Here is a 16,075-nt window from a genome sequence, read left to right on the forward strand (position 1 = left end):
TTAACTCAAAATATCTTCGATTTCATCTCGATATTTTGGTTACTCTCTTATACCGACTTTTCACTATCTGGGCATATTTTTATATGCCTAAAAAATTAATTGGTGCACCTTCAGGGGTTCGAACCCTGGACACCCTGATTAAGAGTCAGGTGCTCTGCCAGCTGAGCTAAAGGTGCATATTCAATACCTAAATAGTATAAATCATTTATTTCCATTTGTCAAGTACTTTACAATAATTTTTATAGGATAAAACTGCACTTTCTTGATGTTTTTAAGCAGATAATACATAAGCTTTGTCTGTGCTTTTTTATACACGGGTGTATGAATGGTTTTATGTACCGATTCCCCCTAAGTGTATAAAATATGGTACTCTTAAATATTTTTTTATTAGTTTTACTATTCGCTTTCCCTCGTAATAATTAAATTTCCCCTAATCCACTCCGTCAAATAATGGACTTCTTTCTATTTTTACTGTACCTAAACTATCCTTTGAATATCTTGAGTTTGTATATTTTTCCCAGTCTCCTATTACTTTTTCATACAGTAGTTCGTCTGCTGTTTCTTTTAAGTCTTTTATGGATATATTATTTTTTTCTAGATATTCTTTTATCTTTGCAATTTCATCAATTTCAGCTTCTGGCATTTTTTTTGTATTATCAAAAAAATCAACATTTTCTACCATTCTCTTGCTTTCTATATCATATTTGTAATGTATAGAAAATGTTATTTTCTTTTCAAGTATCTTATTATAAAAGCTTATATCTATTTTTTTTGTATCATAAATAAATTTAAATCTAATCTTCCATTCTCCTAACATTCTTGTTTTATATTTCTTTTTATATCTTTCATATACTGTTGTATCTTCTTTCATTGATGTATATACCATATCTTTCCTATTCCATTGCTCTATCCCCGGTATGTCCCAAAATGGAGTTTCTCCAAACCAACTATATACTTTTTTCTCTCCATAATACATTTCATCAAATATATTCTTTACTTTTGGATCTATTATCTTATATGCTATTATAACTATTATAACTGATAATAGTACTACTAATACTTTCTCTGTTCTACTTTTCATTTCTTTTCTCCTGTTTCTACATACTTTATAGATTTTTTATAAAGTTAAACAGTTTTTTCTTATTTCCATTTCTTTTTTCTAATCCGCTCCGTCAAATAATGGACTTCTTTCTATTTTTACTGTCCCTAAATTGTCCTTTGAAAATCTTGAGTTTGTATATTTCTCCCAGTCTCCTATTACTTTTTCAAATAGTAACTCATCTGCTGTTTCTTTTAAATCTTTTATGGATATATCATATTTTTTTAAATACTCCTTTATCTTTGGTATATCTTTAATTTTTGATTCAAATAAATTTTTTGGATCATTATAAAACCGAACTTCTTCAATCAATGTCTTACTTTCTACATAATACTTATAATCTATAGAAATTGATTTTTTCTTTTCAGATATTTCATTATAAAAACTTATATATACTTTTTTTATATCATATATAAACTCAAATTCAATATTCCATTCTCCTATTTTTTTTGCTTTATATTTCTTTTCATATCTTTCATCTACTATTGTATCTTCGCTCATCGATGTATCTTTCATGTCATTTCTATTCCATTGTTCTATCCCTGGTATATCCCAAAACGGAGTGCGTCCAAACCAACTATATACCTTTTTCTCTCCATAATACATTTCATCAAAGATATTCTTTACTTTTGGGTCTATTATCTTATATGCTATTATAACTATTACTATTGATAATAGTATTACTAATGCCTTCTCTGTTCTACTCTTCATTTTCTTTCTCCTGTTTTACATACTTTATATATTTATTATTTCCATTTATCAAATTCATTATAAAATTATATCCTACCGGATTTTTTATTTTTAACTCTTCCATTGTTAATGTTCTTTCTTCTAATATATATCCATTTCCATATTCTGTAACTTTTCTTAGTTCATATACTTTTCTAATTCCATCTTCAATATATTTAAGTCCCAAATTTTCTTTAAATCGTGTTGCTCTGTTTAGTTCTCCTTTTCGTATTTTTCTATAATATCCATTAACTACTTCAATAGGATCTCTACTTTTATCTTCATTGTACATATATAAAATATTTACTGCATCTAAGTCTGCTTTATAGTCATCTCCCTTCATTGATGGTTCTTTAAATGCTTTATTTGTAGTATCTCCTAGCCATCCTGCCAAGTCATTTGTTACTTTGTGTGGTTCCGTAGAATTATACATTGAGCCTGCTATATTTGCTAGCCTAGAATGATTTTTATATAAATTTGTAGCCATTGTGATTGATTGGTGGGTAAAATCTCCCTTTCCATGATATGCATCATCTCTTCTATCTCTATTCCACTTTTTAATAAAATCATCTTCTGTTAAATGTTCTCCATATACTCTCTTATATTCAGCAAACTCTTTTTTGAATTTTTCTGGTCTTTTATCTCGCATATAATTACCTTCATATGCCTTTACACCGGCAAATCTATGTTGAATATTCAATTCGTACATCAACTGTGTGTACTCTTTTTTACTTAATCCTAGTTCTTTATATATCTCCTCTAAACTATATGGAGTCCTTATATTTTGTGATATTCCAAAATTATCTGTTGCTTCTACTTCCTTATAAAAGTAATCTCCCAAGCTTCCAGCTGTTCCTTTCCACAATATATCATTATAATGTCTATCTCCTATAATTCTGTTAAATATATAAAATCTTATTTCTTTACTATAATGTGCAAATTTTTTATCTATTGCTCTTTTTAACTTTAGTATTATATTTGCTGTTCTTTCTTCAAAGCCAAAATCTTTCATTAAGACTTCTTTGTATTCCTTCTCTTCTCTAGTCTCTATTTTTCTTGCTTCATTTAGTTCGTTTAGTATATTTAGTTTTTTTAGCCATTCTTCTCCTTTTAACTCTTTTATATCAAATTCTCCTGACATTTGATTATAACAGCTTGTATTTTTTATTGCCATTAAGCCTGATTTTATTGCTTTACTTAGCTCTTCTATTTCTCTTGTTATATTTTCTGTGCTTCGATTAAATATTCTTAATTTTTGTAGTAATTCTTCATAGTATCTTCTCATATCTCTATATACATTGGAACTTACTAGAAGATGATTTTTATATTCATATTCTCCTTGCCCAAATTCATTTGGTAAAAGTACAATGTCATTTGATAAAAGTCTTTCCAGTCTTCTTTCTTGTGCTCTGTATTCCGCTATTATTAATTCTAATTCTTCTTCATTTAAACTACTACTATGTACTTCTCTTACATATCTTTCCGGTAATTCTTTCGCTACTTTTGTTGTTAATTCTGATAGTAATTTTCCTCCCTTTGCTATTGGCATTAATATTTCTTCAAAATATTCTCTCATTGCATCATAGGCTTGTCCTTTTAATTCCCCTGTTGTATAGCCTATCTTTGTTATTGCTCTTATTAAACCTTCATATCCTTCTATTCTTTTTTTCATTTCTTTTTCTATACTTTCTGCTTGTCTCCTTGAATTTTCCAAGTTCATATTTATTCCCATTTTCTATCTTTCTCCTTTTTACTTCTTTTCATTTTATTTTATTTCTTTTCATTTTCCATTTTATTATTTATATCATTATATCATATTTTGAATAATTAGCATAAAATAGGGTTAGAAAAATATATAATCCTAAATTACAAAACTTATCCTAAGTTTTCAAAAATATACTTTACTTATGTAAATCTCATTTTATATTTTTATACTACTTATTTTTTTATTTACTAAAAAAGTGTCAATGTTTTCTCATTGACACTTTCAGTCTGATTAGAGACATTATCTCCAATTATTTTTGTAAATGAATTAATTTTCCTTTTGGTTCTATTTCTTTTATCTCAATTAGTTTGAGTTTTACAACTTTTCCAGTTTTATATTTATCGACTATTACTTCTCCAACCATTTCATACCATTTATCCTTTTCAGGATATTTTCCGCCAGTAATATATTCAAATCCAATTACACTATCGTTGTAACAACAGCCAGGTCCTTCACGTAAAATTGCATAGACAACCTCACCTGTATCTTTATCTTCAAATCTCACATTTTGTCCCGAGATTCTAACTTTCTTGCCAACATATTCATCTTTATTTACATAAATATCATTTACAAGAGCTAAAAAAATACCATCAGAAATATTTATTATTCCATCTTTTGAATCTGCATCTCTTTTTTTATTTAACTGTTCTTTTGTAAGTTCATCCTTTTTTTCAGGCTGTTTGTATTCATCTTTCGAATCATTTTGCCCTTGATGTCTTTCCAGTTTATAATCATCAGGATTTTGGTTTTTATCAGTTTCAGTAGATTTTTTATCTTTATCTGTTCCAGCATTTTCCGGATCGTTTTTTAGAGCACTTTTTAAATCATTTTTATTTTCTTTATTTTTTACAAACTTATTATTGCTGTCAGCCTTTGAACAAGAACACAGCAATAGACAAGATAATATTAAACTCAATATTTTTTTATTCACTGATAAACCTCCTTACTATGCAAGATAAAATAAATAAAACTAAATTAACCAACACAATACTTGCACCTGTAGGTGTTGAGTATATATATGATAAAGTTATTCCAATGAATAAGGCTATTGTCGAAATTATAACTGATGAAATAACAACAGCTTTATAGCTTTTAAAAATTCGCATAGATGTCATTGCAGGAAATATTATTAAACATGAAATAAGCATACTTCCCATAAATTTCATTCCTATAACTATAGTTACGGAAATTAGAATTGTAACCAAAGTATTATATAAGCTTACATTTACTCCACTTGCCTTTGCAAAATCTTCATCAATTGTTATGGTATATATTTTATTATACAACAAAATATAGGAAATTAAAACCACTATCCCTAAGACAAAGCTGATATACATATCACTTCTTTTCATAATCAGTATACTTCCGAATAGATAGTTACATACATCAACATTTAGTCCTTTGGTTACAGCAGTAAAAGTTACCCCTATAGAAACTGAAACACAACTTAAAAGTGCAATTGCTGTATCACTACTAATATTATATTTTTCTCCATATTTTAAAAGAATAATTCCAGCTATAATTACTATAGGCATAGAAAATTCTATTGGAGAAATATCAAAAGAAAGAGCAATAGAAAGTGCTGCAAATGAAACATTAGAAAGACCAACTCCTATCATTGCATATCTTTTCAAAACTAGAGTTATTCCAAGTAATGCAGAGCTTATTGAAATTAAAAGTCCGACAAATATTGCTTTTACCATAAAGGGATAACTTAACATTTCTGAAATTAAACTAATCAAAATTTATTTCCCCCTTTTCATATTTTTCCCAAACATTTTCGATGACTTTATTTTCTTTTCCTAAAACCAAAGCTCTATTAGAATACTTAAAAGCCTCTTCATCATGACTTATCATAACAATAGTAAGTCCTTCTTTATTAAGTTTTTCTAAAATTTCATATAACATCTTTCTAACATTTATATCCAAAGAATTTGTAGGCTCATCCAAAAAAATAATCTTTTCAGATACACAAAGACATCTGCAAAGTAAAACCCTTTGTCTTTGTCCGATAGACAGTGAACTTATACTCTTGTTTTTAATTTCCCAAAGATTTAATTTTTTTAAATTTTCTTTAACGACTTCAGTATCTTTGGAAGTATAGAAAAATTTTGAATAGACGGCTCTCGAAGATAAAACAAATTCCCATATCGTTGATGGGAATTCTTTTTTTAATAAAACTTCTTGAGACATATATCCACAAATTTTAAAATTTTTCTTTATTTCTCCTGAAGAGATATTTTTTAAATCTAAAATTCCTTTTAATAGTGTAGATTTTCCAACACCATTTTTTCCTAAGATGAGGAAGAAATCTCCCTCATTAATAGAAAAACTAAGATTGTCAATTATTTTATTATTTTTATAAAAAATTTCTAAATTTTCACAAACTAAAATTTTTTCTTTCATTAATTAAGTCCTTCTTTTAATGCCTCAACATTTTGTTTCATAAGGTCTATATAAGTTATACCCTTATCAAAATCTTCTTTAGTTACAGTATGGATTGAATGTAAAAGTTTAACTTTAGCTCCGGAATTTTTAGCAACAGTTTCAGCCAGTTCACCTTTTCCCATTTCGATATGATAAACTACCGGAATTTTATTTTCTTTTACATAGTCAACCATTTTTTTAATTTGTCCTGCACTTGCAGTTGATTCAACACTACAACCTGAAAACAAAGCACGATACTCTAAACCTAAGTCTTTAAATAAATATCTGAATGGAAATCTATCTGCAATAACAACTTGTTTAATCTTTGCATTATCAACAACATCATGTAACTCTTTATCTACATCTTCAAGTTGTTTAATATAATTCTTCGCATTTTCTTTATAAAATTCTGCATTGTCAGGATCTTTTTCAACCAATGCATTAGTTATAGTTTTAACCATTTGAATAGCATTTTTAGGTGATGTCCAATAATGTGGATCTAATTCTTTTCCTGACTCATTCTCATGATTATGTTTGCAATCTTCACATTCGTCCGAATCTTCATGTTTATGATTGTGATTATGTTCCTTTTCGTGTTCATGGTTATGATTATGTTCATCTTCTTTATCATCATCGTGATTATGTTCGTGTTTCATACCATCAACAGTTTCTTCTTCAAGTTGTTTAATACCATCTACTAATTTAACTACTTTTTTATTTTTCATATCTATACTTTTAGTCAAATTTTCAACCCATTTATCATGTTCAGTTCCACCATACATAAAAATATCTGAATTTTGAACTGTTTTTATATCTTGTGGAGTTGGAGTGAATGAATGAACATCAACTCCCGGTTTTATCATTAATTCCAAGTCAACTTTATCTTTTGCAATTGCTTTTACCATATCATATTCTGGGAAAATTGTAGTTACAACTTTTAATTTACCCTTATTTTTATCGCCTCTATCTTTTTTTTCGGTTTTTGCAGTACAACCTGTAAGCAATACTGCTCCTGCCAATATTAATCCAAAAAATTTTTTTGAAATATTTTTCATATTGTACCCCCTATCTATGAAATTTTAAAAATTAAAATTTCAAGAATAATTCTAATTCTTTTATATTGTATCACAAAAATAAAAAATAATCCATACAAATAAGAATAATTTTTATTTACGTTTATTGATTTAATATAGGATAAATATGTATTGATATTATAATAACCATTTAAAATTGAATTGATTATAATAGAAAAAAATTATTAAAAGTGTTATAATAGGAATCGATATGATATTTATATTTTAGGAGGGTTTATGAAAACTGTATTTGAAAAGCAACATATGAAATTTACTCGTAAAGATGGAAGCCTTTTAACTGTAAGAAAAGATGGATTATCTTATGAAGATGCAAAGAAAGAAAAGAAAAATTTTGATATTTCATTTGATGAAATTTCCTATATAATATCCCTTAGATATTGTAATTCTAATTCAAGTTATAACTTGTTATTTGAAAAAAAAGATAAGTCAGCTCCTATAGAATTTATATCTGACACTACAATTATAAATAGTTGTCATAATATTTTAGAAACAAAGTCAATACTTTTAGCTCATGCTACGTACAAACTAACAAAAGATTTTCCAAATAATATAGATGATTTAGATATTGATTTAGCTCGTAGTTTGAGAGAAAAATCAATTCGTATATCTAATGGAGTTATATTCGGTGCAAAGCATAGCATAAATATTAATGAAATTCGTAGAGTTCAATGTGCATCAAATGGTACAATTTCAGATCTTTTAATATACAAAAAAGAAAAAAAGACATTTTGGAATATTCCTGATATGAGAATACCTTGTAATGAAATTACTTTACCTTTGATTGAAGCAATTGTTACTAGAAATACTGGAAAAGGAATTGATTTTTCTCGCGGAAATGGTTTTGATCAAAAAAACAGCAACTATATAATTATTCGATATATGGATTCTAACTTTTTTGTAAATAACGATGGTACTTTTAATACAAACTGGCAAAAACAAATACACGATAGAATTCGTATATTTGACCACGACCTTGAATACTTATTAAATAAATAAATTTCTATGGAGGTATTTTGTGAACAGAAATTTTAATGAATTCAATATTTCAATCCTTTCAGATTTTTATGAATACACTATGGCTCAAGGATATTTTAATGAAAATTTGAATAACAAGATTACTTATTTTGATATTTTTTACAGAAAAAATCCAGATAGTGCAAGTTATGCAATCTTCTCAGGATTAGAACATTTAACCCAAATACTTAATTCAATGAAGTTTAATGATAAAGATATTGAATATTTCAAATCTTTAAATACTTTTGATGATAAGTTCCTAAATTTTCTAAAAAACTTTAAATTTGAATGTGATATTTGGTCAGTTCCTGAAGGAAGTGTAATCTTTCCCAATGAACCTATAATGACTGTAAGAGGTCCTGCTGTTCAAGCACAGTTAATCGAAACAATAGCTTTATTAATAATAAATCATGAAAGTTTAATAGCAACAAAATCAAATAGAATAAAAAGAGCGGCTAAAGGCAGAGCTGTTATGGAATTTGGAGCAAGACGTGCACAAGGAATTGACGCTTCTGTCTATGGAGCAAAGGCTTCATATATCGCAGGTGTAGACGGCACTTCTAATGTCTTAACTGGTAAATTATTTAATATTCCGGTTCTTGGCACTATGGCTCATTCTTGGGTACAAATGTTTGACTCAGAATTAGATGCTTTTAAAGCCTTTGCAAAATCATTCCCAAATAATTGCGTATTGCTTGTAGATACTTATAATACATTGCAATCAGGAGTTCCTAACGCAATCAAAACATTTGATGAAATTCTAAAACCTATGGGAATAAGACCAAAAGGAATTAGACTTGATAGTGGGGATTTAGCTTACCTTTCTAAACAAGCCAGAAAAATGTTAGATAATGCAGGATATGAAGATGCAAAAATCGTAGTTTCAAACTCTCTTGATGAATATACTATTAGAGATTTACTACATCAAGGAGCTCAAATTGATTCATTCGGTATTGGCGAAAGACTTATAACTTCAAAGACTCATCCGGTTTTTGGTGGAGTTTATAAATTAGTAGCAATTGAAGAAGATGGAAAGATTCTTCCAAAGATTAAAGTATCTGAAAATGTTGATAAAATAACAACACCGGGCTTTAAAAATCTATACAGAATTTATGATAAAAAGACAAATAAAGCCGAAGCGGATTTAATTACATTATTTGATGAAAAAATTGATGAAAGTAAACCAATTTCAATTTTCCATCCAATTTATACTTGGAAGACTACAACTTATGAAGATTATATTCTAAGACCTATGTTAAAACAAATTTTCAAAAACGGAGAATTAGTTTACCAACTGCCTGATATTGAAGAAATAAGAAAATATTGTGCAAATGAAATTGAAAGTCTTTGGGATGAATTTAAAAGATTTGATAATCCTCATATTTATAAAGTTGACCTTTCAAAAGACTTATGGGAATTAAAAAATAATTTATTAAAAGAAACAATAAAAAAATCCAAAAAAAAATAGAACCATTTAAGATTCTACTTAAAGTGCAGACAAAACTATTATTTTTTCTGCACTTTTTTATTCTGGAACAACAAGGTTCCCGGGTACTCACCGATGCAAAGCATCGTAGAAGGGTGGAGTTCTTATTGTGGAACAACAAGGTTCCCGGGTACCCACCCGATGCAAAGCATCGTGGAAGGGTGGGGTTCTTATTTTATTTTCTCCAAGAATTTCCCGTTTTATAATCTATTTCTATATCAGGTTGAACATTAAAACAATATACATTAAATTTAATCGCCTTTCCATTATCTTCAATGGAGATTGCTTCTAGCTGAACACCTCTTGCTACAAGTTCATTATCTACAAAAATTGGTGTTACTCTATACCTTACATGATTATTTGTTTCCTTTACATAATCAGCTATCATGTTTTCAAAAGGTAACATTCCTTTTGTATTCAAATATCTTGTTCCCGTTATTAAGTTTCTTTTATTTGCATTTTCTCCTGCAAGTTGAAAGCCAATCAGATGACAACGATTATATAAACTTCCTCCTTCAATTCCATTATATTTTACGGATTTCCATCCTGTTGGCTTTACAGAAGAAATATTTTCTCTTTTTGAAGTTGGCATCAAATCTTGACCTATTATAGAATCGGCAACTCCGCATCTCTTTAAGGAGTCAAGTTCAGAATATTTTTCAAAAGATTTTGATACTAACTCACTTTTATCAAAATTCGGCTCATTATTATTAATAACAACATAAGGCTTCCCGTTATATTCCGGAAGTTTGTTTATATCAAGTCCAACGATAGTAGTATTACTGGTACTTTTATTTTCAATATACCTATGTGTAAAAAAAGCAACAAATAATGTCACAACAAGAAATAGCATAATGCCAAATATTCGTATGTTTTTCTTATCAATTCTAATCTTATTATTCATCTTTATTCTCCTTTACAAATATTTTTCTTGTAATCTTTTCGTGACTCTTTCCTTTAAATTCAAAGATTTCTATTTCTTTCCAACAATCTTGTAAAAACTCATCAAAAGTTTCATCAAAAGGATAATCTCTATTCCAAAAATAAACTATTATTTCATCAACAGATGGCAAAAATTTCTCTAAAAAATCTCCTTCATATAAAAATACTGAATTTTTTATAATTTCAGTATTTTCATTGATAATTTCAAAATTAAATTCAATATCCTTATACAGATCATAGCTGTACTCTGTCAAAAAAAGTTTTAAATTTCCAATTAATTCAAAAAGATTTTTTCTCTGCAACTCATCTTGACTTTGTCTTTTACCAAAAAATTTAATGCCGTTATTTTCATCTAAGCAAACAACTAATTTCATTTATTTTTCTTTTCACTCCTTAAATTTTTAAAAAAATCTTGTAAAATATCTAAACATTTTTGTTCTAAGACGCCTGTCTTTATAATTGACCTATGATTGAGTTCCTGTCTATCCAATACATTTTCAATTGATCCACAAAAACCTCTTTTTACATCCATTGCTCCAATTATAACTCTTTTTATTCTGCTATTTACAATTGCTCCTGCACACATGCAACAGGGTTCAAGAGTTACAAAAAGTTCTGTATCTTCAAGTCTAAAATCTCCCAATTTTTGTCCTGCTTTATTAATTGCTATAATTTCAGCATGATTAACTCCGCTTTTTTTACTCAAAACCTGATTATGCCCTCTTGAAACTATTTTATCATCTTTAACAATAACACAGCCGATAGGAACTTCTCCCTTATTATAAGCCTTTTTTGCCTCTTTCAAAGCAAGACTCATAAAATACTCATCTCTATTCATAAAACTTATCCAAATCAAAAATTACAAAATTTTCTAATTTATCCAAATTTTCAACTATTGGATTTCCACCTTTCTTAAGCACTGCAAAAATTCTATTATTTTCAAAAAGAGAAATTAATTTTGTACAATATTCTTTTAAATGTAATTCTTTATTCCCAATCTCATCAAAGACTAAAATATCATTATCTTTAAAATCATCCATAAATTCATAACTTTTTTTCAAAAAAACATCATCAAAAAATTTCATTTCTTTCTCTCTTTCCCCGATGACAAATCTTTCTTTTATTCCATATCTAAAAAGTTCAATTCTAAATTTATCAGTTATAACAAGTTCAGTCATAATTCCATCAATTTTAGAATTTTTGTAATATTTTTCTATAAAAGCTTTTAAAAGCGTACTTTTACCAACTTTAATGTTGCCAGTTATCAGAATATGATTTTTACCATTATCTACTTTTCGTAAACTATCAACTAAAAAATCTAAATCTTTAAAATTTGTCATATAAAATCTCCATTAAATAAAGACCATTCGGACTTAAAGTTACTCCTGCCTTTGTTCTGTCTTCACTATCTAAAATTTTTTCAAGTTCATCTTCTTCAATCAATCCTCTGCCGATATCGACTAGTGTTCCAACCATTATTCTAACTTGATTTCTGATAAAACTTTGTCCTTTAATCAAAAAAATCAAATCATTGTTCTCTTTATATATTTCAAAGGAACTAATCTCTCTAATCGGATTAGTATTACCTGTCCTAGGTCCCATAAAAGCCTTAAAACTCCTTCTTCCAATAAAAAATTCTTTGGCTCTTTGCATTTTATCAATATCCAAAGGATATGGAAAATTTGCCTTGTAATTATAATAAATAGGATCCATAACCTCATCTAAATTTAAAATATATTTATATGTTTTCATCTTCGCATCAAATCTTGAATGAAAATTTTCTGAAACCTCTTTAGAATCTAAAACTCTAACACCAATAGGCAAAAAATGATTTAAAGCAGTTTTAAAATTCAAAACTCCTACATTACTTTCAGTATGAAAATTTATAATATGTCTTAAAGAATGAACCCCTCTATCCGTTCTTCCAGCTGAAATAATATTAATATTTTCGCCAGTAATTTTCTTTAAGGCATCTTCTATCTCTCCTTGAATAGTTACAACATTTTCTTGCTTTTGAAATCCAAAAAATAAACTTCCATCGTAACTAATTGTGAGCATAATATTTCTCATAAATATCTCCATTTTAATAATATTCTAGACTATTATTCTATCATAATATCAATAATATGTACAATCTTAAAGACTATACAATATTTTTCAAAAAAAGAACTTTTACTAACAGTAAAAGTTCTCCCTACATTAATGGTGCAAACAATCTTAACAGTGATTGCAATATTCTTGTTATTAATCTTCTTGATTTTATCCATTCTGGTGTAATTTCTATAGATTCTTTTAAAGTTTTTTCAAAATCTTCCTTAACATCTTTTACTATCGGTGCTCCAAATGTCCAAACTGCACATTCAAAGTGAAGATAAAGACTCCTATAATCCAAATTTATGCTTCCAATTACAACAAATCCATCATCACATACAAAATTCTTCGCATGAATAAATCCCTTTTCAAATTCATATATTTTTACCCCATTTTTTACAAGATTTTTATAAAATGACCTTGTAAGTAAATGAACATACTTTTTATCAGGAATATGTGGAGTTATGATTCTAACATCAACCCCAGTTTTTGCAGCACTTATTAATGCTTTTTCCATTTCCCAAGTTATAATTAAATAAGGTGTTGTTATATAAATATATCTATTCGCACGTCTAATCATATTTAGATACATATTTTCACTTGTAGACTCTACAAGTGGAGTTTCAGAAAAAGGAATTACTACACCTAGCTCTTCTTTTATTGTTGAATTTTTTTCAATATCTTTTTTATCATACAGAATTGAAATATCAGTATTTTCTCCGGTTGAATAATCCCAAAGAGAAATAAACATATTTATAAAAGAAGCAACAGCATGCCCTTCTAGTTTCAAAACTGAATCTTTCCAATATCCATATTTTTCAATTACATTTATATATTCATCAGCAATATTAATTCCACCAGTATAAGCAATTTTACCATCAATTATGGTCATTTTTCTATGTGTTCTATTGTTATGTTTTGGTAAAACTATTCCCTTGACTTGATTAAATTCTACTACTTGTATTCTTGAATTACGAATTTCATTAAGCTTTTTGTTTGAAATTGTAAAAATACTACCTATATCATCAAGGATAATTCTAACTTCTACACCTTCATTAACCTTTTCTTTTAATATTTTTAAAACTGAATCTAAGAAAAAACCTTCCGAAACAATAAAATACTCCATAAAAATAAATTTTTCAGCTTTTTCTAAATCATTTAGATACTCTTCAAAACTATCTTCTCCAGAAGCAAAATATTTAGTATTAGTATTAAAAAATATAGGACTACCAGTTGAAGCATTTATGTATTTAGCTTGTCTATATACATTCATATCAGAATCATTTAAATTTTCTATATCATAGTCTTTTGAAAGATCCATAGAATCTTTAAACTTTATAGAAAAATTAAAAAGTCTTTTCTTAACAGACTTTAAAAGTCTTTTTTCTCCAAAAGTTAAATAAATTAATCCCCCTAAAAATGGAAGAACAATTACAATTAATATCCAAGTTATTTTAAATGCAGGATTAATATTGTCATTGATAATAATAAAAGTAAAAACCATACCAACAATTAAGTTTATCCCATACAAATAAATAAAATACCTATTAAAATATATTAAAAATACTGTTAAAAACATTAGTTGAATTAAAACCATACAAAATATGAAGAAAATTCTACTAAAAATAAAATTAAAAAAATTTTTCATAATTTCTCCTGTGTATAATTTATCAAAATTATACTTTTCCAAAATTGTATATATCATATTACATTTCTATAAACAAAAAGTACATTATTAAATGTACTTTCTTGGCGTTCTTGGCGGGAATCGAACCCACAACGGTCCCTTAGGAGGGGACTGTTATATCCGTTTAACTACAAGAACATAAGAAAAGAAGGCTATGAGCTTTCTTTTAATTTTTTAAATTCTTCTCTTTCCATTTTAGAAAAGATACATCCACAATAATCTTGTCTATACATCCCAAACATTAATGAAAGTTCTACACTTCTTTTATAACCATTTCTCTTTTTAAAATCTGATGGAAGATGTTTAATTCCAATTTCTTCAGCAACTTTTTGACCAATTTCATTTAAAATTTGTGAATTTTTATGAGGACTTATTGTAAGTGTTGTTGTAAAATAATCAAACTTTTCAGCTTTTGCCAACAATGCAGCCTCTCTTAGTCTTAATTCATAACAATTATGACAACGAATGGAACCTTCTTTCAGTTTTTCCATTCCCTTTACTATTTTATAAAATCTATCAACATCATACTTACCAACTACCATATTTATCGAATATTTTCCATTAATTTTTTCAATCAATTTTTTTTGCTCTTCAACTCTAAAAAAATACTCTTCCTTAGGATAAATATTTGGATTGTAGTAAAAAATTGTAATTCTAAAATAATTAGACAAATATTCAAGACAATAACTACTGCAGGGTCCACAACATGAATGTAGTAGAAGAGTTGGTGCATAGTTATTTTTTTCATTTTCTTTTATTATATTATCTAATAATAATTGATAATTCTCTTTCATACTTGCCTCCTTATGATATAATTTTAACACAAATAAGCTTTAAAATCAAATCTTAGTCAATTATAAACTATCCTCACTTTATTCAATTTAAGCTAATTTTACACAAAAAAAGAATAATCTTTCGATTATTCTTATGGTTGCGGGAGCAGGATTTGAACCTACGACCTTCGGGTTATGAGCCCGACGAGCTACCAAACTGCTCCATCCCGCGATAATAAAAAAACTTGGTGCCGAGGACCGGAATCGAACCGGTACGATGAGTTAACATCGCAGGATTTTAAGTCCTGTGCGTCTGCCAGTTCCGCCACCCCGGCACAATTGGCTCCCAGGGTGGGGCTCGAACCCACAACCTACCGGTTAACAGCCGGGTGCTCCACCATTGAGCTACCTAGGAGTTTGGCTGTTTTCTATTCTCCCAATACGAGATGTATCAGTACCTTCGACATTTAAGAGCTTAACTTCTGTGTTCGGGATGGGAACAGGTGTATCCTCCTAGCAATTACAGCCATACTTATTTGTTTACTTTTCTTTGCTGTTAAGCTCTGAGCTTTCACTGTCGAAACTTACCATTTGTTTCACAAATGGAGTTTCTTAGCATCTGACCTACGACGCAATCTCAGATTGCTGTTAGGTCATTAACTTCTGTGTTCGAGATGGGAACAGGTGTATCCTCTTAGCAATCACAGCCATACTTGTTTACTTTTTCTTTTTTCTTTTCTTTTCATATATTTCTGTTAAAACCCCTTCAACTAAAGAGTATATATTTCTGGTCAAGCTTTCGATTTATTAGTATCAGTTAGCTTTGATGTTGCCACCTTTACACCTCTGACCTATCTACGACATTTTCTGTATCGAATCTCTCTTGCATTGCTGCAACAGGAAATCTCATCTTGAGGGGGGCTTCGTGCTTAGATGCCTTCAGCACTTATCCCTTCCAGACTTAGCTA

The 16,075-nt window shown here is 28.2% G+C and carries 16 protein-coding genes, 5 tRNA genes and 2 rRNA genes; 2 read left to right on the forward strand and 21 right to left on the reverse strand.

Features of this window, described 5'->3' with window-relative positions:
* Window positions 1–100: 100 nt before the first annotated feature.
* The 8 genes from VJI95_RS07745 to VJI95_RS07780 all read right to left on the reverse strand — a co-directional run bounded on the left by VJI95_RS07745 (window position 101) and on the right by VJI95_RS07780 (window position 7,075).
* Window positions 101–176: transfer RNA gene (locus VJI95_RS07745), tRNA-Lys, on the reverse strand.
* A 254-nt stretch (window positions 177–430) separates the two neighbouring features.
* Window positions 431–1,081, reverse strand: coding sequence for a TipC family immunity protein (locus tag VJI95_RS07750; protein ID WP_324011032.1), 651 nt, complete (start codon window positions 1,079–1,081; stop codon window positions 431–433).
* Window positions 1,082–1,159: 78 nt separating this feature from the next.
* A complete protein-coding gene (locus VJI95_RS07755; protein ID WP_324011034.1) occupies window positions 1,160–1,810 on the reverse strand; it encodes a TipC family immunity protein in 651 nt (216 codons plus the stop codon).
* A complete protein-coding gene (locus VJI95_RS07760; RefSeq protein WP_324011036.1) occupies window positions 1,800–3,560 on the reverse strand; it encodes a hypothetical protein in 1,761 nt (586 codons plus the stop codon). Before VJI95_RS07760 ends, VJI95_RS07755 begins: the two co-directional genes overlap by 11 nt.
* Before the next feature lie 283 nt (window positions 3,561–3,843).
* Window positions 3,844–4,524, reverse strand: coding sequence for a TIGR03943 family putative permease subunit (locus VJI95_RS07765; RefSeq protein ID WP_324011037.1), 681 nt, complete (start codon window positions 4,522–4,524; stop codon window positions 3,844–3,846).
* Window positions 4,517–5,335 carry a metal ABC transporter permease gene (locus tag VJI95_RS07770; RefSeq protein WP_323999966.1) on the reverse strand — a complete coding sequence of 273 codons (819 nt, stop codon included), beginning with the start codon at window positions 5,333–5,335 and terminating at the stop codon, window positions 4,517–4,519. Before VJI95_RS07770 ends, VJI95_RS07765 begins: the two co-directional genes overlap by 8 nt.
* Complete coding sequence (locus VJI95_RS07775; protein WP_323999968.1) at window positions 5,328–5,999, reverse strand: metal ABC transporter ATP-binding protein; 672 nt, start codon at window positions 5,997–5,999, stop codon at window positions 5,328–5,330. The genes VJI95_RS07770 and VJI95_RS07775 overlap by 8 nt, the downstream gene beginning before the upstream one ends.
* A complete protein-coding gene (locus VJI95_RS07780) occupies window positions 5,999–7,075 on the reverse strand; it encodes a metal ABC transporter substrate-binding protein (RefSeq protein WP_324011039.1) in 1,077 nt (358 codons plus the stop codon). The genes VJI95_RS07775 and VJI95_RS07780 overlap by 1 nt, the downstream gene beginning before the upstream one ends.
* Window positions 7,076–7,330: 255 nt before the next feature.
* Between VJI95_RS07780 and VJI95_RS07785 the strand changes: the two genes are divergently transcribed.
* A complete protein-coding gene (locus VJI95_RS07785; RefSeq protein ID WP_324011041.1) occupies window positions 7,331–8,110 on the forward strand; it encodes a hypothetical protein in 780 nt (259 codons plus the stop codon).
* Window positions 8,111–8,129: 19 nt separating this feature from the next.
* A complete protein-coding gene (locus VJI95_RS07790) occupies window positions 8,130–9,596 on the forward strand; it encodes a nicotinate phosphoribosyltransferase (RefSeq protein WP_323999971.1) in 1,467 nt (488 codons plus the stop codon).
* Between the two features lie 193 nt (window positions 9,597–9,789).
* Here the strand turns inward: VJI95_RS07790 and VJI95_RS07795 are convergent, their stop codons facing one another.
* From VJI95_RS07795 to VJI95_RS07855, 13 genes are all read right to left on the reverse strand, one after another.
* Window positions 9,790–10,518, reverse strand: coding sequence for a DNA/RNA non-specific endonuclease (locus VJI95_RS07795; RefSeq protein ID WP_324011043.1), 729 nt, complete (start codon window positions 10,516–10,518; stop codon window positions 9,790–9,792).
* Window positions 10,511–10,930 (reverse strand): hypothetical protein, encoded by a 420-nt coding sequence (locus tag VJI95_RS07800; RefSeq protein ID WP_324011044.1) that lies wholly within the window; start codon window positions 10,928–10,930, stop codon window positions 10,511–10,513. The genes VJI95_RS07795 and VJI95_RS07800 overlap by 8 nt, the downstream gene beginning before the upstream one ends.
* Entirely contained in the window at window positions 10,927–11,394 is a 468-nt protein-coding gene (tadA, locus tag VJI95_RS07805; protein ID WP_324011045.1) for a tRNA adenosine(34) deaminase TadA, read from the reverse strand. The genes VJI95_RS07800 and tadA overlap by 4 nt, the downstream gene beginning before the upstream one ends.
* Window positions 11,387–11,896 (reverse strand): nucleoside-triphosphatase, encoded by a 510-nt coding sequence (locus VJI95_RS07810; RefSeq protein WP_324011047.1) that lies wholly within the window; start codon window positions 11,894–11,896, stop codon window positions 11,387–11,389. The genes tadA and VJI95_RS07810 overlap by 8 nt, the downstream gene beginning before the upstream one ends.
* Window positions 11,883–12,626, reverse strand: a complete 744-nt coding sequence (gene truA, locus VJI95_RS07815; protein WP_324011049.1) for a tRNA pseudouridine(38-40) synthase TruA — start codon at window positions 12,624–12,626, stop codon at window positions 11,883–11,885. The genes VJI95_RS07810 and truA overlap by 14 nt, the downstream gene beginning before the upstream one ends.
* A gap of 124 nt (window positions 12,627–12,750) precedes the next feature.
* Window positions 12,751–14,295, reverse strand: a complete 1,545-nt coding sequence (cls, locus tag VJI95_RS07820) for a cardiolipin synthase (protein ID WP_324011050.1) — start codon at window positions 14,293–14,295, stop codon at window positions 12,751–12,753.
* 102 nt (window positions 14,296–14,397) lie between these two features.
* Window positions 14,398–14,472 (reverse strand) — tRNA-Arg (locus VJI95_RS07825).
* Window positions 14,473–14,486: 14 nt separating this feature from the next.
* Complete coding sequence (locus tag VJI95_RS07830) at window positions 14,487–15,128, reverse strand: epoxyqueuosine reductase QueH (RefSeq protein WP_323999981.1); 642 nt, start codon at window positions 15,126–15,128, stop codon at window positions 14,487–14,489.
* 134 nt (window positions 15,129–15,262) lie between these two features.
* Window positions 15,263–15,339: transfer RNA gene (locus tag VJI95_RS07835), tRNA-Met, on the reverse strand.
* Between the two features lie 14 nt (window positions 15,340–15,353).
* Window positions 15,354–15,442, reverse strand: a tRNA-Leu gene (locus VJI95_RS07840).
* 5 nt (window positions 15,443–15,447) lie between these two features.
* Window positions 15,448–15,522 (reverse strand) — tRNA-Asn (locus VJI95_RS07845).
* A 5S ribosomal RNA gene (rrf, locus tag VJI95_RS07850) occupies window positions 15,523–15,638 on the reverse strand.
* Between the two features lie 256 nt (window positions 15,639–15,894).
* Window positions 15,895–16,075: ribosomal RNA gene (locus tag VJI95_RS07855) — 23S ribosomal RNA — on the reverse strand; the annotation flags it as partial.

The organism is Parvimonas sp. C2 (genome assembly GCF_035282405.1).
Classification (GTDB): domain Bacteria; phylum Bacillota; class Clostridia; order Tissierellales; family Peptoniphilaceae; genus Parvimonas.